Annotated in this window: 16 protein-coding genes; 3 read left to right on the plus strand and 13 right to left on the minus strand. The window is 64.5% G+C overall.

Features of this window, described 5'->3' with window-relative positions; all coding sequences use genetic code 11:
* Positions 1 to 107: 107 nt before the first annotated feature.
* Together KCX70_RS03500 and KCX70_RS03505 are read left to right on the plus strand one after the other, a co-directional pair.
* A complete protein-coding gene (locus KCX70_RS03500; RefSeq protein WP_212619289.1) occupies positions 108 to 1484 on the plus strand; it encodes an L-serine ammonia-lyase in 1377 nt (458 codons plus the stop codon).
* A gap of 396 nt (positions 1485 to 1880) precedes the next feature.
* A complete protein-coding gene (locus KCX70_RS03505; protein ID WP_212619290.1) occupies positions 1881 to 2978 on the plus strand; it encodes a GlxA family transcriptional regulator in 1098 nt (365 codons plus the stop codon).
* Positions 2979 to 3137: 159 nt separating this feature from the next.
* On the opposite strand, the gene KCX70_RS03510 is transcribed toward KCX70_RS03505, so the two are convergent.
* From KCX70_RS03510 to KCX70_RS03540, 7 genes are all read right to left on the minus strand, one after another.
* Positions 3138 to 3386: a hypothetical protein gene (locus KCX70_RS03510; protein ID WP_021209829.1), complete on the minus strand. Its 249-nt coding sequence runs from the start codon at positions 3384 to 3386 to the stop codon at positions 3138 to 3140.
* Between the two features lie 44 nt (positions 3387 to 3430).
* Positions 3431 to 4204, minus strand: coding sequence for an electron transfer flavoprotein subunit beta (locus KCX70_RS03515; RefSeq protein ID WP_212619291.1), 774 nt, complete (start codon positions 4202 to 4204; stop codon positions 3431 to 3433).
* Between the two features lie 113 nt (positions 4205 to 4317).
* Positions 4318 to 5541, minus strand: a complete 1224-nt coding sequence (locus KCX70_RS03520; protein ID WP_212619292.1) for an electron transfer flavoprotein subunit alpha/FixB family protein — start codon at positions 5539 to 5541, stop codon at positions 4318 to 4320.
* Entirely contained in the window at positions 5541 to 7535 is a 1995-nt protein-coding gene (gene dgcB / locus KCX70_RS03525) for a dimethylglycine demethylation protein DgcB (RefSeq protein ID WP_102852836.1), read from the minus strand. The genes KCX70_RS03520 and dgcB overlap by 1 nt, the downstream gene beginning before the upstream one ends.
* 111 nt (positions 7536 to 7646) lie before the next feature.
* Positions 7647 to 9707 (minus strand): dimethylglycine demethylation protein DgcA, encoded by a 2061-nt coding sequence (gene dgcA / locus KCX70_RS03530; RefSeq protein ID WP_212619293.1) that lies wholly within the window; start codon positions 9705 to 9707, stop codon positions 7647 to 7649.
* A 92-nt stretch (positions 9708 to 9799) separates the two neighbouring features.
* Positions 9800 to 10330, minus strand: a complete 531-nt coding sequence (locus tag KCX70_RS03535; protein ID WP_102847079.1) for a 4-vinyl reductase — start codon at positions 10328 to 10330, stop codon at positions 9800 to 9802.
* Positions 10331 to 10423: 93 nt separating this feature from the next.
* Positions 10424 to 11401, minus strand: coding sequence for a dipeptidase (locus KCX70_RS03540; RefSeq protein WP_021209823.1), 978 nt, complete (start codon positions 11399 to 11401; stop codon positions 10424 to 10426).
* Between the two features lie 262 nt (positions 11402 to 11663).
* Between KCX70_RS03540 and KCX70_RS03545 the strand changes: the two genes are divergently transcribed.
* Complete coding sequence (locus KCX70_RS03545; protein ID WP_249121731.1) at positions 11664 to 12134, plus strand: thioesterase family protein; 471 nt, start codon at positions 11664 to 11666, stop codon at positions 12132 to 12134.
* Positions 12135 to 12309: 175 nt separating this feature from the next.
* On the opposite strand, the gene fdhA is transcribed toward KCX70_RS03545, so the two are convergent.
* From fdhA to KCX70_RS03575, 6 genes are all read right to left on the minus strand, one after another.
* Positions 12310 to 13509: a formaldehyde dehydrogenase, glutathione-independent gene (gene fdhA, locus KCX70_RS03550; RefSeq protein ID WP_021209821.1), complete on the minus strand. Its 1200-nt coding sequence runs from the start codon at positions 13507 to 13509 to the stop codon at positions 12310 to 12312.
* Positions 13510 to 13596: 87 nt separating this feature from the next.
* Complete coding sequence (gene purU, locus KCX70_RS03555; protein ID WP_102847077.1) at positions 13597 to 14454, minus strand: formyltetrahydrofolate deformylase; 858 nt, start codon at positions 14452 to 14454, stop codon at positions 13597 to 13599.
* A 106-nt stretch (positions 14455 to 14560) separates the two neighbouring features.
* A complete protein-coding gene (locus tag KCX70_RS03560; protein WP_212619295.1) occupies positions 14561 to 15190 on the minus strand; it encodes a sarcosine oxidase subunit gamma in 630 nt (209 codons plus the stop codon).
* A gap of 207 nt (positions 15191 to 15397) precedes the next feature.
* Positions 15398 to 18430 carry a sarcosine oxidase subunit alpha gene (locus KCX70_RS03565; protein ID WP_212619296.1) on the minus strand — a complete coding sequence of 1011 codons (3033 nt, stop codon included), beginning with the start codon at positions 18428 to 18430 and terminating at the stop codon, positions 15398 to 15400.
* Positions 18427 to 18753, minus strand: coding sequence for a sarcosine oxidase subunit delta (locus KCX70_RS03570; protein ID WP_021209817.1), 327 nt, complete (start codon positions 18751 to 18753; stop codon positions 18427 to 18429). Before KCX70_RS03570 ends, KCX70_RS03565 begins: the two co-directional genes overlap by 4 nt.
* Before the next feature lie 56 nt (positions 18754 to 18809).
* The gene (locus KCX70_RS03575; RefSeq protein WP_021209816.1) at positions 18810 to 20060 is read right to left on the minus strand and encodes a sarcosine oxidase subunit beta family protein; all 1251 of its coding nucleotides are present in this window, start codon (positions 20058 to 20060) and stop codon (positions 18810 to 18812) included.
* Between the last annotated feature and the right edge of the window lie 51 nt (positions 20061 to 20111).

A 20111-nucleotide genomic window follows, 5' to 3' on the forward strand; every position in this document is an offset into this window, starting at 1 on the left:
GGCGATTTGACGGATTTGGGCATGACCACGTCGGTGCCAGACTTCTATGTGTCCGTAAAACCACCATGATGGCGCCTGTTTCCAGGGCATCCAGTGGAGTGTTCAGCGTGGCGATCAGCGTATTCGACCTTTTCAAAATCGGCATTGGTCCGTCCAGCTCGCATACGGTTGGCCCCATGCTCGCCGGGGCGCTATTCGTCGATGCCTTGCGCGAGCGCAAGCTGCTCGAGCGGGTATGGCGTGTCGAGGTGCGCCTGTATGGCTCGCTGTCGGCCACCGGCGTCGGGCATGGCACCGACAACGCCGTGATCATGGGTCTGATGGGGGAGCGCCCGGACCTGATCGATCCCGAGCAGATCGGACCACGCATCGCAGCGCTTCGGTCCTGCGGGCAGCTGCGGCTCGCCGGCCACTGGCCGGTGGCGTTCGACTGGACGAGAGACCTGCTGCTGCTCGAGGAGAACCTGCCGTATCACCCCAACGCCGTGACCTTCATCGCGCACGGACACTCGGAAGTATTGCACCAGGACACCTACTACTCCGTTGGGGGTGGCTTCGTGGTCAATGCCGAGCAGGCCGCCGCCGGTCAGCTGGACCAGGACCACACGGTGCTGCCGTACGACTTTTCCAGCGCCGTCGAGTTGCTGCAGCTGTGCAAGCGCCACGGGCTGCGCGTCAGTCAATTGATGATGGCCAACGAGCTGGCCTGGCGCAGCGAGGCGGAGGTCCGCCAGGGGCTGTTGCGTCTGTGGGAGGCGATGAAGCAGTGTGTCGCCAATGGTCTGCGCCACGAGGGCATATTGCCCGGCGGGCTTAAGGTGCGCCGGCGGGCCGCCAAGCTGCATCAGAACCTGATGGAGCTGGGCAAGCCGAATGTCATCGGCTCGACCATGAGCGCGATGGAGTGGGTGAACCTGTTCGCCCTGGCGGTCAACGAGGAAAACGCGGCGGGTGGTCGCATGGTCACGGCACCCACCAACGGCGCGGCGGGCATCATCCCGGCTGTCCTGCACTACTACATGAAATTCCATCCGGAAGCGTCCGACGACGACGTGGTCGACTACCTGCTCGCCGCCGCGTCGATCGGCATCCTGTGCAAGAAGAACGCATCGATTTCGGGCGCCGAAGTGGGCTGCCAGGGCGAGGTGGGCTCCGCTTGCGCCATGGCCGCAGCCGGCTTGGCCGAGTTGCTCGGTGCGACGCCCGAGCAGTTGGAGAATGCCGCGGAAATCGGCCTGGAGCATAACCTGGGCCTGACCTGTGACCCGGTCGGCGGCCTGGTGCAGGTGCCCTGCATCGAACGTAATGCGATCGCCGCCATGAAGGCGATCAATGCGGCCCAGATGGCGATGCGTGGTGACGGCGAGCATTTCATCTCGCTCGACCGGGTCATCCGCACGATGCGTGACACCGGTGCCGACATGCACGACAAGTACAAGGAAACGTCCCGTGGCGGCCTGGCGGTCAATGCCATCGAGTGCTGAGCCGAAGCGGTGCATCAGCACCGTTACGCCGATCAGCCGTGGTGCGTTTCGCCGAGCGCGAGCGGTCCTGTCCCGCGCTTGTAACCCGGGCTTGTTACCCGCTGCTGTTACCACCGCATGACAGTGCGTGGTTTATGCCGGTCAGCCCTTCGGCCACTGCTACGAAACTGCCCGCCGAGGGGTAACGCCCAGGCGTCTTCAGCGCCCGTTCCGCTTGTTGCAAGCCTTGCGCGGCGGGCGTTCCAGGCTGTCGGGTGGTTTTATTGAACGAGCATTCAAAATAGGCATGTTGTTTGCCTTGATATATGCATGAGCTGGCGCCGTTGAGCGTCGGAAACACAAAAATAAGAGCCTCGTCGAAGGCTCACGAGAAATGCCTAGCGTGAGGGTCCGTCATTGTCACAGATCAATCCCGGGTCGCAGCCCCCAAATCGGCTCCCACAGACCATCGGCTTCCTGCTGCTGGATAACTTCACCCTGATCTCCCTGGCCTCGGCCGTGGAGCCTTTGCGGATGGCCAATCAGCTATCGGGCAAAGAGCTGTACCGCTGGTTCACCGTGACCCAGGCGGGGCAGCCAGTGACCGCCAGCGATGGCTTGCAGATCACCCCGGACGCCAGCTTCGATACCGCACCCAGCCTGGATAGCGTCATCGTTTGCGGCGGCGTGGACATTCAGCACAGCGTGACCCGCGAGCATCTGCACTGGTTGCAGGTGCAAGCTCGCCACGGGCGCCAGCTCGGTGCGGTATGCACCGGCAGTTGGGCCCTGGCCAAGGCCGGTTTGCTCGACGGCTATGACTGCAGCGTGCACTGGGAATGCCTGGCGGCGATGCAGGAAGCCTTCCCGCGTACCTCGGTCACCCCTCGGCTGTTCTCCATCGATCGCAATCGCCACACCGCCTCCGGCGGTACCGCGCCGATGGACCTGATGCTGCAGCTGATCGGCGCGCGGCATGGGCGTGAACTGGCCGCGGCCATCTCCGACATGTTCATGTACGAGCGCATTCGCAGCGAGCAGGATCTGCAGCGCGTGCCACTCAAGCACATGCTGGGCACCAACCAGCCGAAGCTGCTGGAAATCGTGGCCCTGATGGAGGCCAACCTCGAAGAGCTGATCGACCTGGACGAACTGGCCTGCTACGTCAATGTGTCCCGGCGCCAGCTCGAGCGACTGTTCCAGAAATACCTGCACTGCTCGCCGTCGCGCTATTACCTCAAGCTACGGCTGATACGTGCCCGTCAGTTGCTCAAGCAGACGCCGATGTCGATCATCGAAGTGGCTTCGGTCTGCGGCTTCGTCTCGACTCCGCACTTTTCCAAGTGCTACCGCGAGTTCTTCGGCATTCCGCCGCGTGACGAGCGCTCGGGCCAGCAATCGGCGCAGGTGGTTGCGCTGATACCGCGCCCCGATGACGGCAACAGGAACCCCGCGACCATCGCTGCGTTGCAGCGTGCCCAGGGTGAGTCGACCTTCGCCAGCGTTCGCGTCTGACGTCGCTCACAGCCTGTCCGAAGAAGGCGGATGACCGTGTCATCCGCCTTTTTTCTTGCAGCTTTTTTGCGGCCCTTTTTTTGCAGCGGCTGCGCTCCGCTTCGACTCTAGCCATGCACCTGTGACGCCGTCATGTGGCGTCACAGGTGACCTGCGAGGTTAGTTGGCGCGTACCAATGCCGGAAGCAGATTCCGGCTGATGGCTTCACGCACCGCAGGCAGCAGCGTCGCGGAACCGCCTAGCAGCTCTTCGACCAGGCGGCGTAGCGCCTGCGCGCGCTCGCGGGACAGGCCAACGACGGCGCGTTCGCAAGCTTGTTCAGCGGTGGCGCCACTGGGAATCTCAAAGCCCAGTGCGACGAGACGATCACGGAAATCGTCCTGGTCGATCAGATCGGCGTGCATCATCGTGTTAGCTCCCTTTGGCTTCGGTAGGCGAGGCGGCGCTACGCTCAGCGCAGCACGCCCTCGTCGCGCAGTAATTTGAAGATAGCCTCGGCACCGACTTGCGGCGATACGTCTTGAAGTACTTGCCCACCGCCGCCGGAGGCCTTGGCCGTGGCCGCCTTCATCCGTTCGGCGCCGGTCTTGGCCTTGATCACCTTGAGCCGCTTGGGACGTGGTCGCGCCGGTTGCAGCTGCGCCTCCTCGAGCAGGCTGTCCTCGATCACGGCGACATCCTCGGCGCGCAGCTCGCCTCGGCGGGCCGGACCGAAAGCGCTCTGGCGCGCCGCCGGCGCCGCATTGTCGACACTGGCGACGAACGGCAGGCGTACCTTCAACCGGCGCCGCTGGCCGCGGGGCAGGGCCTGCAGCACCTGAGCCACGCCGTTCTCGACCTTCTCCACCTCGGCCAGGCCGACCACCAGGGGCCAGCCCAGGCGTTCGGCCAGCAGGTAGGGCAGCAGCCCTGAGCCTTCTCCGGTTTCCGCCTGGCTGCCGGTCAGCACCAGATGGGCGCCAGCATCCTGCAGGTAGTTGTTCAGCAGTGGCAGCGCATCGCAGTGGCCGGGCTGCTCCAGCACGGTCATTTCGCTCAGGCCCATGCCCAGGTAACCACGCAGTGCCGGCTCCTGCGGGTCGCCAGCATGCAGCAGCTGCAAGCGTTCGCCGGCGAGCCGCAGGCCGAGCTCGACGGCGCGGGCATCCTGCTCGGCGCGGCGGGAACGGCCCGAGGTCGGATGGGCGCCTACCGAGACCAGGGCGATGATGTTCAGGTCAGTCATGACGCGACTCCGTAGGGTGGAAGACGCTTTCTTCTTCCACCATCAATGTGCAGTCTTTCCCGGTGGATGGGTGACGCGTCATCCACCCTACGGGTTTTTCGTGAGCTCGCTGTTCACGCCGCATCGCGAGCGTCTCCCTGGCGATATTCGGTGGCCAGCTCGATCAGTGCGGCGAGGATCTCGCTGGAATTGCCGATCACCGCCAGGTCGGCGCGCTTGATCATGTCGCAGCCGGGGTCCATGTTCACGGCCACGACCTTGTCGCAGGCACCGATACCCTGCAGGTGCTGGATGGCGCCGGAAATCCCGACGGCCAGATAGACCCGTGCGGTGACCCAGGTACCGGTGGCACCGACCTGGCGGTCGCGCGGCATGAAGCCGTCGTCCACTGCGACCCGCGAGGCGCCTTCGGTCGCGCCGAGCGCTTCGGCGGCCTGGTGGAACAAGGCCCAGTCCTTGACCCCGTTGCCGCCGGAGAGAATGAACTCGGCTTCGGCCATGGGGATAAGGGCCGGATCGACCGCCACCGCGCCGAGGTCTTCGATGCGTGGCAGGCAACGGGTGATCGCGTTCTCGAGCGGCAGGTGGCGCACTTCATGGCGGGTGTCGCTGACCGGATCGGCACACTCGACGGCGGCCAGAATCAGGCGCGGCGCCTTGCGTACCAGATCCTGCTGGCCGGCACCGGCGCGGCCGATGCATTGGCCGTCGGCGACCTGCCAGATGCGGGTGGCGGGGCGCTCACCAAGCTTGGCGCCGAGGCGCCGGCCGAGCTCGCCACCGCCGGTGCGGCTGTCCGGCAGCAACCAGTGGCGTGGCGCCAACTGGCTTTCCACCGCGCTGAGGGCCAGTACCCGCGCTTCCGGCGCATAGCCTTCGAAGGCTTCGCCCTCGATGTGCACCAGGCGATCGACACCGGCGGTGTCGAAGGCGGTCTCCTTGTAGTCGCCGAACACCACGGCGACCACTGCGCCCGCTTCCCCGGCCAGCTTGTTGGCCAGGCCGAGCAGGTCCTTGTCGTGACTGCTCAGACGGCCGCCGACCATGTCCGGTACCACGGCGATGTAGAAAGCCGGTTGTTCGACCACATGCAACGGCAGCTGAACCACCGCGCTGGCGGCGCTGCGTTTGGCGCTGCCGCCTTGCTGGGCACCGCTGCGGTCGATGCGCTTGAGTCCGTTGGGGCCGATGAAGCCGACCGCATGCGGGTTCTTGCGGATGATGCCGTTGGGTCCCATCCAGCTGGTTTCGGCCTTCTGCATGGCTGCGTGCAACGGATGCAGGCGGTTGCGGGCGATCCACTCGGTGCGTGGGTCGCGGCGGATGATATCGCTCATCAGTGCACCTCCAGGGCTTCAGGCTTGGCCGTCGCGGGCTTTTTCGCCGGGGCGGGTGTCTCCAGCAATACGTCCGCTACCAGCTCGGCGATGTCCTTGATCTGCGGCCGCGGTTCGACCACGCCTTCGAGCATCGCCGTGCACTGTGGGCAACCCACGGCCACCAGCTCGGCGCCGGTCTCCTTGATGTCGGCCATGCGCATGTCGGGAATCCGCTGCTTGCCGGGGATATCGGTGATCGGCGCACCGCCACCACCGCCGCAGCAGCGTGAACGGAAGCCGGAACGCTCCATTTCCTTGACCTCGATGCCGATGGCCTTGAGCACGCTGCGCGGGGCTTCGTACTCGCCGTTGTAGCGGCCCAGGTAGCAGGGATCGTGATAGGTCACGCTGCCGCCATGCTGTTGAGATAAGGGGTGCTGACCGAGGTTGAGTTTCTGCGAGGCGATCAGCTCTTCCATGTAGGTACTGTGGTGCAGCACCAGGTACTCGCCGCCCAGTGCCCCGTACTCGTTCTTCAGCACGTGGAAGCTGTGCGGGTCGCAGCTGACGATCTTGTTGAAGCGGTACTTGGCCAGGGTTTCGATGTTGCGTTTGGCCAGCGTCTGGAAGGTCGCCTCGTCACCCAGGCGGCGTGCCACGTCACCGCTGTCACGCTCCTCCAGGCCGAGCACGGCGAAGTCGACGTCGGCGGCTTTGAGTACCTTGACGAAGGCGCGCAGGGTGCGCTGGTTGCGCATGTCGAAGGCACCATCGCCCACCCAGAACAGCACATCGGCCTGTTTCTTCTCGCTCATCAGCGGCAGGTTCAGGTCGGCGGCCCAGTTGAGGCGACCACCGGGAGCGAAACCGCCCGGGTTGTCGGTGGCGATCAGGTTGTCCAGCACCTCGGCGCCCTTGTTCGGCGTGGCGCCCTTTTCCAGGGTGAGGTGGCGGCGCATGTCGACGATGGCATCGACGTGCTCGATCATCATCGGGCACTCCTCGACGCAAGCGCGGCAGGTGGTGCAGGACCACAGCGTTTCCGCCTCGACCAGGCCCTTGCCCTCGGCGAAGACGATGGGCTGGTGCGGGTTGCCGCCGTGCTCACCGACCGGAATGCCTGGGTAGGGGCTGCCGAAATAGCCTTTGTCACTGCCACCAGCGAGGCCGACGACCATGTCCTGGATCAGCTTCTTCGGGTTCAGCGGCTGGCCGGCGGCAAAGGCCGGGCAGGCCGCCTCGCAGCGACCGCACTGCACGCAGGCATCGAAGCCGAGCAGCTGGTTCCAAGTGAAGTCCTTGGGTTTTTCCACGCCCAGCGGTGCGTTCGGATCGGTCAGATCCAGTGCCTTGAGGCCGCTGGAGCGGGCCGCGCTGGCATTGTGCGGGGTGCGGAAACGCTCAGGGCGACGGTGCCAGGCCAGGTGCAGGGCACCGGCGAAGGCATGCTTCATCGGCCCGCCCCAGGTCATGCCGAAGAACATCTCCGACACGCCCCAGGCCACGCCCAGCGCCAGCACGGCGGCGAGGATCCAGCCGCCAAAATCGGCCGGCAGGATGCCGGCGACCGGCAGGGTGGCGATGAAGAAGCTGAACGAGAACATCAGCAGGCTTTTCGGCAGGCGCATCCAGGGGCCTTTCGACAGCCGTGCCGGCGGGTTGCGACGGCGCTTGGCGACGAACAGCGCACCCACGAACATCAGCACACAGGCAGCCAGCAGGGCGAAGCCGAGAATCCGGTTCTGCAGGCCGAAGCCATGCACGACGATCGCCAGCAAAGCCGCCAGGACGAAGCCGCCCGCCGTGGCGACGTGGGTCTTGGACATGTACTTGTCGCGCTCGACCACGTGGTGCAGATCGACCAGGTAGCGTCGTGGCATGGCCATCAGGCCACCGAGCCAGTTGACCTTCGAAGGGCGACCGCGGCGCCACATGGCGAAGCGCCTGCCTGCGCCGAGTACGGCAAGCCCGAGGGCGGCGAACAGCAGGATGGGAAGGATAACGTCAAGCATCGCAGCTTACCGGATTGGGGCTGCAGGCCTCAGGCTGCAGGCTGCAGGAAAAAGCAAGGGCGCAACCCTGGCTTCTAGCCTGTCGCCTGACGCCTGCGGCCTGTCGCGGGGTCAGAAGTCTTTGCACAGCCGCAGCGCGTCGTAGATCGCCGCGTGGGTATTGCGCTGAGCCACGCAGTCGCCGATTCGGAACAGCAGATAGCCGTCGCCGCTCTGCGAAAGACAAGGCTGCGGTTGGATAGCGAACAGCGCCTCGACGTCGATCTGGCCCTTGTTGCGCGAACCTTCCTTGAGCGCGTAGTACAGGGTCTCGTCAGGACGCACGCCGTTCTCCACCACCACCTGGTCGACCACCCGCTCTTCCTTCGCGCCGGTGTATTCGTTCTCCAGGACCGCCACCACCTTGTCTCCCTCGCGATAGACCTTTTCCAGCATCAGGTCGCCGGTCATGATCACTTCCTTCGGGTACAGGCTGCGGTAGTAGGTGGGGAAGCTGGTGCCGCCAATGGCCACGCCAGGCTTGATGTCATCGGTGACGATCTCCACCTTGGCGCCTTTCTCGGCGATGAAGTCGGCCACCGACATGCCGGTGAATTCACAGATGGTGTCGTAGACCAGCACGTTGTTGCCGGGCGCCACCTTGCCATCGAGGATGTCCCAGCTGCTGACCACCAGGCCTTCTTCCGCGCCCCAGTGCTCGTTCTGCTCGATGAACGGGTGGCCGCCGTTGGCCAGCACCACGATGTCCGGACGCAGGTCGAGGATGGTTTCGGGGTCGGCGCCGGTGCCCAGGCGAAGGTCGACGCCGAGGCGGGCGAGCTCCAGCTGGAACCAGCGGGTGATGCCCGCCATCTGGTCACGTTGCGGTGCCTTGGCGGCGAGGTTGATCTGCCCGCCGAGGCTGTCCTTCTTCTCGAACAGGGTCACGTCATGGCCGCGCTCGGCTGCGACGCGCGCCGCCTCCATGCCGGCCGGTCCACCGCCGACGACTACCACCTTGCGCTTGGGCCCGGTGGACTTCTCGATGATGTGCGGCAGGCCCATGTACTCGCGGCTGGTGGCCGCGTTCTGGATGCAGAGCACGTCCAGGCCCTGATACTGGCGGTCGATGCAGTAGTTGGCGCCGACGCACTGTTTGATCTGGTCCACCTGGCCCATCTTGATCTTGGCGATCAGGTGCGGGTCGGCGATGTGGGCGCGGGTCATGCCGACCATGTCCACATAGCCGCCCTCGAGGATGCGCTGGGCCTGGTTCGGGTCCTTGATGTTCTGCGCATGCAGAACCGGGACATTGACCACTTCCTTGATGCCAGCAGCCAGGTGCAGGAACGGCTCCGGCGGATAGCTCATGTTCGGAATGACGTTGGCCAGGGTGTTGTGAGTATCGCAACCCGAGCCGATCACGCCGAAGAAGTCGACCATGCCGGTGGCGTCGTAGTACTTGGCGATCTCCTTCATGTCCTCGTGGGTGAGGCCGTCCGGGTGGAACTCGTCGCCGGTGATGCGCATGCCGACGCAGAAGTCGTCACCGACCTCGGCGCGTACGGCCTTGAGCACTTCCAGGCCGAATTTCATGCGCCCCTCGAAGGTGCCGCCCCATTCGTCGGTACGCTTGTTCACACGCGGCGACCAGAACTGGTCGATCAGGTGCTGGTGCACGGCGGACAGCTCGACGCCGTCCAGGCCGCCTTCCTTGGCGCGGCGTGCGGCCTGGGCGTAGTTGCCGATGATGCGCCAGATCTCTTCCGGCTCGATGGTCTTGCAAGTGGCGCGGTGTACGGGTTCGCGGATGCCCGATGGCGACATCAGGGTCGGCCAGTTGAAGCCGTCCCAGCGCGAGCGACGGCCCATGTGGGTAATCTGGATCATGATCTTGGCGCCATGCTTGTGCATGGCGTCAGCCAGGTTCTGGAAGTGCGGGATGATCCGGTCGGTGGCCAGGTTCACCGACGACCACCATTCCTGCGGGCTGTCGATGGCTACCACCGAGGAGCCGCCGCAGATCGCCAGGCCGATGCCGCCCTTGGCTTTCTCTTCGTAATACTTGACGTAACGCTCGGTGGTCATACCGCCGTCGGTGGCGTAGACCTCAGCGTGGGCGGTGCTGATCACGCGGTTGCGGATGGTCAGTTTGCCGATCTGGATCGGCTGGAACATTGCTTCGAAAGCCATTGCGGCACCCTCACGGAAAAGCAGCCTAGCGTTTTCTTTGTGGAGGGCTGGGCGGCCATGTCGCCGCTAAGCCCGTCTCACATACCTTTTTTTTAGAGTGGTTTGACGCGGAACAGACCGTGGTCGTGGCCTTCTTGCGAGGCGCCATACACCTGTTCGGCGACGGTGCGGATCTCGCTGCCCTGCGCTTGGAGAATCTGATCCATGGCACCGGCGAACCAGCCGGTGAACATGTAATCGACCGGGCGCCCGCATTTGCCATAGACGTACACGAAGGCCGAGTGGTCCAGGCGTACCTCACAGGTGCCGGCGTCCAGGTCGATCGACTGGATCTTGAACAGGCCCCAGCCGCGCTGCGACAGGCGCTTCATGTAATGCTCGAAGACTTCCACGCCAACCAGACCGTGGCATTCGGCTTCCTTCTCGCACCAATGCCAGGCCGATTTGTAGCCGGCCTTGTAGAGGATCTCGGCGTACTTCTCGGCGCCGAGCACTTCCTCGATGCCGATGTGGTTGTTGACGAAGAAATGCCGCGGCACATACAGCATCGGCAGGGCGTCGGTGGTCCAGACGCCGGTTTCGTCGTCGACCTGGATGGGCATTTCGGGGGCGTGGGTGGACATGTGTTCAAACTCCAGAATTCGTTGTCTTGCGTGTTGGAATAGTGCGGATGAGTGCCTGTGGAGCCGTAGCGCAGTCGGCTCCGGAGGTATTCATCACTCGCCCCAGACGTCCTTGAGTACCCGCACCCAGTTCTCGCCCATGACCTTGCGCACGGTGCGCTCGGGCATGCCGCGCTTGAGCAGGGTCTCGGTGAGGTTGGGGAACTCGCCCACGGTGCGGATGCCCAGCGGGTTGACGATCTTGCCGAAGTTGGTCAGGCGGCGGGCGTAGCCCTTGTCATGAGTCAGGTACTCGAAGAAGTCCTGGCCATGGCCCTGGGTGAAGTCGGTGCCGATGCCGATGGCGTCTTCGCCGACCAGGTTCATCACGTACTCGATGGCCTCGGCGTAGTCGTCGATGGTCGAGTCGATGCCCTTGGCCAGGAAGGGCGCGAACATGGTCACGCCGACGAAGCCGCCGTGGTCGGCGATGAACTTCAGTTCTTCGTCGGACTTGTTGCGCGGATGCTCTTTCAGGCCGGACGGCAGGCAGTGCGAGTAGCAGACCGGCTTCTTCGATTCGAGGATGACTTCCTCGGAGGTTTTCGAGCCGACGTGGGACAGGTCGCACATGACGCCGACGCGGTTCATCTCGGCGACGATCTCGCGACCGAAGCCGGACAGGCCGCCGTCGCGCTCGTAGCAGCCGGTGCCGACCAGGTTCTGGGTGTTGTAGCACATCTGCACGATGCCCACGCCGAGCTGCTTGAAGACCTCGACGTAGCCGATCTGGTCCTCGAAGGCATGGGCGTTCTGGAAGCCGAACAGGATGCCCGTCTTGCCCAGTTCCTTGGCCTTGCGGATGTCGGCGGTGGTACGCACCGGCATCACCAGGTCGCTGTTTTCGCGGATCAGCTTCTGGCTGGCGGCGATGTTATTGACGGTGGCCTGGAACCCTTCCCATACCGAGACGGTGCAGTTGGCGGCCGTCAAACCACCCTTGCGCATGTCCTCGAACAGTTCGCGGTTCCATTTGGCGATGATCAGACCGTCAATGACGATGCTGTCAGCGTGCAGTTCGGTTGGGTTCATCAGGTAACTCCCCAGTGCGGCGCATCGAAACGTTTTATCGACGCTTTGCGGCAGCTTATCCCCGGGGGGGATGTCGTCCCGATGCAAAAACGACTGGGGTATTGCTCAAAACGTCAAGACGGGATAACCAGGCGCTTCGGGCGGCCATAGTCGGTAGCACCGGCTGCGACCCCGTTACCCGGCGAGCGGTCATGCCGCTTGCGGCCGGCCATTTCCGGCCCGCGACGGCGCCCCCGAGAACCGGACACGACGAAGGACGACCATCAGAATGCTCACCACATATCGCACCCCGATCCTGCCCGAGTGGGTCGACTACAACGACCACCTGCGAGACGCCTTTTACCTGCTGATCTTCAGCTACGCGACGGATGCGCTGATGACCCGGATCGGCCTCGACCAGGCCGGTCGCGAGCGCAGCGGACACACGCTGTACACCCTCGAGTGCCATCTGAATTACCTGGCCGAGGTCAAGCTCGGTGCCGAGGTGGAGGTGCGCACGCAGCTGCTGGCCCACGATCGCAAGCGGCTGCAGGTCTACCACGGGCTTTATCAGACAGGGGAGGAGCGTCTGCTGGCAGCCAACGAGCAAATGCTGATCAACATCGATCGCCAGGCAGGCCGCTCGGCGCCGTTCGATCCGGCCGTGCTCGTCGCGGTACGGGACTTGTACGAGGCGCAGCAGGACTTGCCCAGGCCGATCCACGTCGGACGGGCCATCGGTCTGCCAGGCTGACTGGCGTTCGCATCGCGCGTGCAGGTCACGCAGGGGCAGCTGTGCCTCGGCCGCAATGAAACGCCGGTAACCTGGTCCGCAAAAAAAAAAGGGGAGCCAGAAGGCTCCCCAAAGTGCTTGATATCAGAGTCCTGCAGGCGCCAATCCGCAGGACGAATCAACTACTGGCGACGGATCAGGCGGCGCTGAACATCTTGTGCGGGTCGATAACGAATTTCTTCGGCACGCCGGCATCGAACTCGCCATAGCCCTGGGGCGCCTGGTCCAGGCTGATCACCTGCACACCGACCACTTCGGCGATGTTGATGCGGTCCCACATGATTGCCTGCATCAGGGCGCGGTTGTACTTCATCACCGGCGTCTGACCGGTATGGAAGCTGTGCGACTTGGCCCAGCCGAGGCCGAAGCGAATGCTCAGGCTGCCCATCTTGGCTGCTGCGTCCACTGCGCCCGGATCTTCTGTGACGTACAGGCCGGGAATACCGATCTTGCCCGCGACCCGAACCACGCCCATCAGCGAATTGAGCACGGTGGCAGGGGCCTCGTGCTTGGCGCCTTCATGGCCATGGCCACGGGCCTCGAAGCCCACGCAGTCAACCGCGCAATCGACTTCAGGCTCGCCCAGCAGGGCGGCGATCTGCTCGTGCAGCGGGGTATCCAGCGAAAGGTCGGCGATCTCGAAACCCTGGGCCTTGGCATGGGCCAGACGGGCGGGGTTGAGGTCACCGACGATGACCACCGCGGCGCCCAACAGGCGCGCCGAGGCGGCAGCTGCCAGACCGACCGGGCCGGCGCCAGCGATGTACACCGAGCTGCCCGGGCCGACACCGGCGGTGACCGCGCCGTGGTAGCCGGTGGGCAGGATGTCCGACAGGCAGGTCAGGTCGCGGATCTTCTCCATCGCCTTGTCACGGTTGGGCAGCTTGAGCAGGTTGAAGTCGGCGTAGGGCACCAGCACGTATTCGGCCTGGCCGCCGGTCCAGTCGCCCATGTCGACGTAACCGTAAGCGCCGCCGGCACGCGCCGGGTTGACGGTCAGGCAGACGCCGGTGTGCTGTTCCTTACAGGAGCGGCAACGGCCGCAGGCGACGTTGAACGGTACCGAAACCAGATCGCCGATCTGCAGGTTCTCGACATCGCTGCCTTTCTCGATGACTTCCCCGGTGATTTCGTGGCCGAGCACCAGGCCGACCTGGGCGGTGGTGCGGCCGCGCACCATGTGTTGGTCCGAGCCGCAGATGTTGGTGGAAACGACGCGCAGGATCACTCCGTGCTCGATCTTGCGTCCGCGTGGGTCCTGCATCTTCGGATAGTCGATTTTCTGGACTTCGACCTTGCCTGCGCCGAGGTAAACGACGCCACGATTGTCAGCCATCTGCCTTTCTCCTTTGTTTTTGTGAATACAAGGCGCGACGGGAGGTCGCGCGGTCTTGTAGTGGAGCGGTGAATCTGTGGCCGGGACCTAGAGCACCACCGTGCGGTTGGCGTGCAGGAATACCCGGCGTTCGAGGAAATAGCCGACCGCCTTGGCCAGGGTCAGACATTCGATGTCGCGGCCCTTGGCGATCAGGTCTTCGGGATAGTGGGTGTGGTCCACCGGTTCGACGCCCTGGGCGATGATCGGCCCTTCGTCGAGGTCGTTGTTGATGAAATGCGCGGTGGCGCCGACCAGCTTGACGCCTTTCTGGTACGCCTGGTGGTAGGGCTTGGCGCCCTTGAAGCCGGGCAGCAACGAGTGGTGGATGTTGATGGCGCGGCCGTCGAGCGTGCGGCAGAGCTCGGGCGAGAGCACTTGCATGTAGCGTGCGAGCACCACCAGTTCCGCGCCGCTGTCCTCGATCACCTGCAGCACCTGGCGCTCCTGGGCCGGCTTGTCGCGCGGGTCGAGCGGGAAATGGTGATAGGGGATGCCGTGCCAGCGCGCCAGTGGTTCCAGATCCGGGTGGTTGGACACCACCGCGGCGATGTCCATCGGCAACTGGCCGATACGCTGGCGGTACAGCAGATCGTTCAGGCAGTGATCGGACTTGGACACCATGATCACCACCTTGGCCCGGTAGCCCGGAGGCGTCAGCTCGGTGTGCATGTCGAAGGGCGTGACGCGCTCGATCAAGCCGGCACGGAATGCCGTTTCATCGAAGCCGTCCGGCGCGCGGAATTCGACCCGGATGAAGAAGCGATTGACCAGGCGATCATCGAAGCTGTGGTGCTCGGTGACATAGCAGCCCTGTTCGAACAGATAACGGGTCACCACGTCGACCGTGCCGAGCAGGCTCGGGCTGTTCGCGGTGAGAATCCAGGTATCGGGCGTGCGGCTCATGTTCATCTCCCAAGCTGGGCGGGCGTAGGGTGGGGCGCGTCGCTCGCGCGGCATCCTTGCGTCACTGGTTTGAGGCGGACGTGCGAGGCGCCGTCCGCCCTGGGTTTCACGCCTCGATCGCCAGCCCATACTCGGCGCTGGCATCCTGCAGCCAGAGCCAGATGTAGTCGGCGAAGCTGCGCCGTACCACCAGCTCCCAGACATCTTCGGCGGTGTGACGGATGATCAGCTGGCTCTTGGCGAAGTGTGTGCCCACCGCCTTGCCCACCGGGAAATTGCTCGGGTGCACGTCGTAGGGCGTCGACTTCATCAGCAGCTCGCGAACCTTTTCGCCGGAGAGCTCGACCAGGGTCTGGCCGCCGCTGACGTTGACGATCTGGATGTGCTGCCCGGCCAGGGCCTCGCGCAACCGCTGTTCGGTGGCGAATTCCTCGCCCTCCGGCACGATCAGCAGCCATTCATCCGGACCCATCCATTGCAAGGAGGTCTCGCCGTTCGCCACCAGCGTCAGCGCCACCGGCAAATCCATGCCGAGGACATCCTGTACGCCTTTGGCGAAGGCCGGGGCGTGGGCGTCGCCACGCAGGGTCAGGTGCCCGCGCAGCTTCTTTTCACGCAGGGTGATGCCGGCGCCGGATTTGCCCTTGCCCACCAGCTCGGCGAGGCCGGCATGGTGCAGCGGGGATTGCCCTTCAATCGTGTCGGGGCGTTGTTTGTAGACGTTGACTGCGGTCATGGTTCACCTGCCTGGGCGCTGTGGGGCGCCGTTGGAATTCTTGGTGTGGCGTTTTATGCGCTCGCCGAAGCATCGCCCCCTCACCCCTGCCCTCTCCCCAAAGGGGCGAGGGAGTTGTTCGTGCATGACCGCAACACCGTTGCCATCCCCTCTCCCCACTGGGGAGAGGGTTAGGGTGAGGGGGCGGAGTCCAGCCATACACATCGGTCACACGTTCTGCCGTTCGCCTTTCGGGTCGTAGAACACCGAGCTGACGATCTCGGCCTCGATCACGCTGCCATCGACCAGCGGCGCGTAGACCCGCTCACCGATGCGCTTGAGGCCGCCCTTGACCAGGGCCATGGCGAAGGAATAACCCATCGCCGCGCTCATGTAGCTGGAGGTGACGTGGCCGACCATGGTCATCGGTATGGGCTGCTTGGGATCGAAGACCAGCTGTGCGCCTTCGGGCAGCACCTTTTTCGGGTCCAGCGGCTTGAGGCCGACCAGTTGCTTGCGGTTTTCCTTGAGGCAATCCTCGCGGTTCATGCCACGCCAGCCGATCCAGGAGAACGGCTTGGTACGGCCGACGCACCAGCCCATGTTCAGGTCGTCCGGGGTCACCGAGCCATCGGTGTCCTGGCCAACGATGATGAAGCCCTTCTCGGCACGCAGTACGTGCATGGTCTCGGTCCCGTAGGGCGTCAGGCCGTGCTTCTTGCCCGCCTCGATGATCTGCTCCCACACACCCAGGGCGTAGTCGGCCTGGACGTTGACTTCGTAGGAGAGCTCGCCGGTGAAGGAGATGCGGAACACCCGTGCCGGTACGCCGCCGACCTTGCCTTCCTTCCAGGTCATGAAGGGGAAAGCGTCCTTGTCCAGGTCGATGTCGGTGACTTCGGCCAGCAGCTTGCGGCTGTTGGGACCGGACAGCGTCATGGTCGCCCAGTGGTCGGTGACCGAGGTGAAGTACACCTTCAGCTCCGGCCATTCTGTCTGGTGGTAGATCTCCAGCCATTCCATCACCCGTGCGGCACCGCCGGTGGTGGTGGTCATCAGGAAGTGGTTGTCGGCCAGACAAGCGGTCACGCCGTCGTCGAAGACCATGCCGTCTTCCTTGCACATCAGGCCATAGCGCGCCTTGCCCACGTCCAGCTTGGTCCAGGCGTTGGTGTAGACGCGGTTGAGGAACTCGCGCGCGTCCGGGCCCTGGATGTCGATCTTGCCGAGGGTCGACGCGTCGAGGATGCCCACCGCGTTACGCACGGCCAGGCACTCGCGGGCCACGGCTGCATGCAGATCCTCGCCCTTCTTCGGGAAGTACCAGGGGCGCTTCCACTGGCCGACGTCCTCGAACTCGGCGCCGTTCTTGATGTGCCAGGCCTGCATGGCCGTGTAGCGCTTGGGCTCGAACAGCTCGCCGCAGTGACGGCCGGCGATGGCACCGAAGGTGACGGGCGTGTAGTTCGGGCGGAACATCGTGGTGCCCATTTCGGCAATGCTGATGCCCATCGAGTGGGCGGCAATCGCCAGGCCGTTGATGTTGCCCAGCTTGCCCTGGTCGGTGCCGAAGCCCAGCGCCGTGTAACGCTTGACGTGCTCGACCGACTCGAAGCCTTCACGGGTGGCGAGCTTGATGCCGGCCGCGGTGACGTCGTTCTGCAGGTCGACGAACTGCTTGGGCGCACGCTCGGTGGGCTTGTCGTGGGGTACATGGAACAGCGCGACGCTGGCTTCCTCGGCGCGCTGTTCGACCTTCGGCACGCTGCCGGTGACGACCTTGAAACCAGTCTCGACGGCCGCCTTGGCGCCAGCCTCGAAACCGTCGGCAAGAGCGTCGCCGAGGGCGAACACGCCATTCACCGCGCCAGCGCAGCTGCGCTGCTGGAAGCCCTCGCCGGGGACGAAGGCGAGGATGTCTTCGCGCCAGATCGGACGGCCGCCGAGGTGCGAGGCCAGGTGGACTACTGGACTGTAGCCGCCGGAGCTGGCGATCAGGTCGCAATCGACCACCTCGCCAGAACTGGTGACTTTATGGTTGGCGATGTCGATGGAGCAGATGCGTGCGCCGGTGACGCGCTTGCTGCCGCGCGCTTCGACCACCGCGCTGCCGGTGAGTACGCGGACGCCGCGCTTGCGCGCTTCTTCGACCCAGGCACCACGCGGGTTGCTACGTGCATCAGCCACCGCGACCACCTGATGGCCGGCGTCAAGCCAGTCGAGCACGGCCCGGTAGGCGTAGTCGTTGTTGGTCGACAGCACCAGCTGACGGCCAGGAACCACGCCGTAGCGGCGCACGTAGGTGGATACGGCGTCGGCAAGCATGTTGCCGGGCACGTCGTTGTTCGAATAAACCAGCGGACGCTCGTGGGCGCCGGTCGCCAGCACCACGCGCTTGGCCCGCACGCGGTACATGCGTTGCCGCACGATTCGTTGCCCCAGCGCACCCATGGGCGCGACTTCACCGAGATGGTCGGCCAGGCGCTGGTGGATGGTGAGGAAATTGTGGTCGTGATAGCCGTTCACGGTTGCCCGCGGCAGCAGCGTCACGTCAGGCATCTTCGCCAGCTCGGCGATGGCGCTGGCGGCCCAGTCGGCGGCGGGCTTGCCATCGAGCTTCTCGCGAGTGCTGAGCAGGCTGCCGCCGAACTCTTCCTGTTCGTCGGCCAGGATCACCCGGGCGCCACTGCGGCCAGCGGCCAGGGCGGCAGCCAGACCCGCAGGGCCGGCACCGACCACCAGCACGTCGCAGTGCTGGTTCACGTGGTCGTAGCTGTCCGGGTCATTTTCGGTCGGTGCGCGGCCCAGGCCTGCGGCCTTACGGATGTACTTCTCGTAGGTCAGCCAGAGGTTCTGCGGGTACATGAAGGTCTTGTAGTAGAAACCGGGCGGCATCATCCCGCCGCCGACCTTGCCGAGAATCCCCATCAGGTCGGTGTTGACACTCGGCCAGCCGTTCACGCTGTTGGCGGTCAGGCCGGCGTACAGCGCTTGTTGAGTGGCACGCACGTTGGGGATCTGCGTCGCTTCGGTGCCGCCGATCTGCAGTACGGCATTGGGCTCCTCGGACCCGGCGGCGACGATGCCGCGAGGACGCGAGTACTTGAAGCTGCGGCCGACCACATCGACGCCGTTGGCCAGCAGTGCAGCGGCCAGGGTGTCACCGGCGTAGCCCTGGTAGGTTTCGCCGTTGAAGGTGAAGGTCAGGGAGCGGTTGCGGTCTATGCGGCCGCCCTGGGAAAGACGATTGACCTGGCTCATGCCTTGACTCCTTGGTCGACGGCCTTCTTCGCAGCGAGAGACGCCTCAGTCACGCTGGGGCGCTCGCCGATCTTGTAGGTCTCGAGAATTTCGTAGCTCACCGTGTGACGGGTGACGTTGAAGTACTGGCGGCAACCTGCCGCGTGGATCCACAGCTCGTGGTGGATGCCGCGCGGGTTGTCCCGGAAAAACAGGTACTCGCCCCATTCCTCGTCGGTGCAGGCGTTCGGGTCCAGCGGGCGGGGGATGTGCGCCTGGCCGCCCGCGTGGAACTCTTCTTCGGAGCGCAGTTCGCCACAGTGAGGGCAGAAGATATGCAGCATGGTCGGTACCTCCAGAAAACCTTCCCCCCTCCGCCGTCGGCGGAGGGGGCACTAAATCAGTGTGCGACCCCAGCCGCGCCGTGTTCGTCGATCAAGGCGCCGTTGTGGAAACGTTCGATCGAGAACGCCTTGGCCAGCGGGTGCATTTCACCTTTGGCCAGGCTGGCCGCGAACACGTGGCCCGAACCCGGTGTGGCTTTGAAGCCGCCGGTGCCCCAGCCGCAGTTGAAGAACAGGTTCTTCACCGGGGTCTTGGCGATGATCGGGCAGGCGTCCGGGGTGGTATCGACGATGCCGCCCCATTGGCGATTCATGCGCACCCGCGAAAGGATCGGGAACATCTCGACGATCGCCTGCAGGGTGTGTTCGATGGTGGGGTAGGAGCCACGCTGGCCGTAGCCGACATAGCTGTCGATGCCGGCGCCGATGACCAGGTCGCCCTTGTCCGATTGGCTGATGTAGCCATGCACGGCGTTGGACATGATCACGGTGTCGATGATCGGCTTGATCGGCTCGGATACCAGCGCCTGCAGCGGATGGGATTCGAGTGGCAGACGGAAGCCGGCCAGCTTGGCCATGTGCCCGGAGTTACCGGCGGTGACCACGCCGACACGCTTGCCGCCGATGAAGCCCTTGGTGGTCTCCACGCCGATGCACACGCCATTTTCCTTGCGGAAGCCGATCACTTCGGTCTGCTGGATCAGGTCCACGCCGAGGGAGTCGGCGGCACGCGCATAGCCCCAGGCCACCGCATCGTGACGGGCGACGCCGCCGCGACGCTGCAGCGAGGCGCCGAGAATCGGGTAGCGGGTGTTCTTCGAGCAATCCAGGTAGGGAATCATCTCCGCCACCTGCTTGGCGTCCACCACCTCACCGTCGATACCGTTGAGGCGGTTGGCGCTGACCCGGCGCTCGATGTCGCGCATGTCCTGCAGGGTGTGGCCCAGGTTGAACACGCCGCGCTGGGAAAACATCACGTTGTAGTTGATGTCCTGGGACAGGCCTTCCCACAACTTCATCGCGTGTTCGTAGAGGCGCGCCGACTCATCCCACAGGTAGTTGGAACGCACGATGGTGGTGTTGCGCGCGGTATTGCCGCCGCCCAACCAGCCTTTCTCGATCACCGCGACGTTCTTCACGCCGAATTCTTTCGCCAGGTAATAGGCCGTGGCCAGGCCGTGGCCACCACCGCCGACGATGACCACGTCATAAACCGGCTTGGGCTTGGGGTTGCGCCACATGCGCTGCCAGTTTTCGTGGTGGCTGAATGAATGCTTGAGCAGGCCGAAGCCGGAATAACGTTGCATGTCGAATGCTCCTGAAAAACGACCGCCTCAAAGCGGTGATGCGACTCGTAG

It is taken from the genome of Stutzerimonas stutzeri (assembly GCF_018138085.1).
Classification (GTDB): Bacteria; Pseudomonadota; Gammaproteobacteria; order Pseudomonadales; family Pseudomonadaceae; genus Stutzerimonas; species Stutzerimonas stutzeri_AI.

Bases quoted from the DNA above. Each gene is read 5' to 3' on its own strand.
- purU (WP_102847077.1), bottom strand. From the start codon at position 14,454: ATGAGCCGCACGCCCGATACCTGGATTCTCACCGCGAACAGCCCGAGC.
- KCX70_RS03510 (WP_021209829.1), bottom strand. From the start codon at position 3,386: ATGATGCACGCCGATCTGATCGACCAGGACGATTTCCGTGATCGTCTC.
- KCX70_RS03560 (WP_212619295.1), bottom strand. From the start codon at position 15,190: ATGACCGCAGTCAACGTCTACAAACAACGCCCCGACACGATTGAAGGG.
- KCX70_RS03570 (WP_021209817.1), bottom strand. From the start codon at position 18,753: ATGCTGCATATCTTCTGCCCTCACTGTGGCGAACTGCGCTCCGAAGAA.
- dgcA (WP_212619293.1), bottom strand. From the start codon at position 9,707: ATGGCTTTCGAAGCAATGTTCCAGCCGATCCAGATCGGCAAACTGACC.
- KCX70_RS03535 (WP_102847079.1), bottom strand. From the start codon at position 10,330: ATGTCCACCCACGCCCCCGAAATGCCCATCCAGGTCGACGACGAAACC.
- KCX70_RS03540 (WP_021209823.1), bottom strand. From the start codon at position 11,401: ATGAACCCAACCGAACTGCACGCTGACAGCATCGTCATTGACGGTCTG.
- dgcB (WP_102852836.1), bottom strand. From the start codon at position 7,535: ATGCTTGACGTTATCCTTCCCATCCTGCTGTTCGCCGCCCTCGGGCTT.
- KCX70_RS03520 (WP_212619292.1), bottom strand. From the start codon at position 5,541: ATGAGCGATATCATCCGCCGCGACCCACGCACCGAGTGGATCGCCCGC.
- KCX70_RS03575 (WP_021209816.1), bottom strand. From the start codon at position 20,060: ATGCAACGTTATTCCGGCTTCGGCCTGCTCAAGCATTCATTCAGCCAC.
- KCX70_RS03515 (WP_212619291.1), bottom strand. From the start codon at position 4,204: ATGACTGACCTGAACATCATCGCCCTGGTCTCGGTAGGCGCCCATCCG.
- fdhA (WP_021209821.1), bottom strand. From the start codon at position 13,509: ATGGCTGACAATCGTGGCGTCGTTTACCTCGGCGCAGGCAAGGTCGAA.
- KCX70_RS03565 (WP_212619296.1), bottom strand. From the start codon at position 18,430: ATGAGCCAGGTCAATCGTCTTTCCCAGGGCGGCCGCATAGACCGCAAC.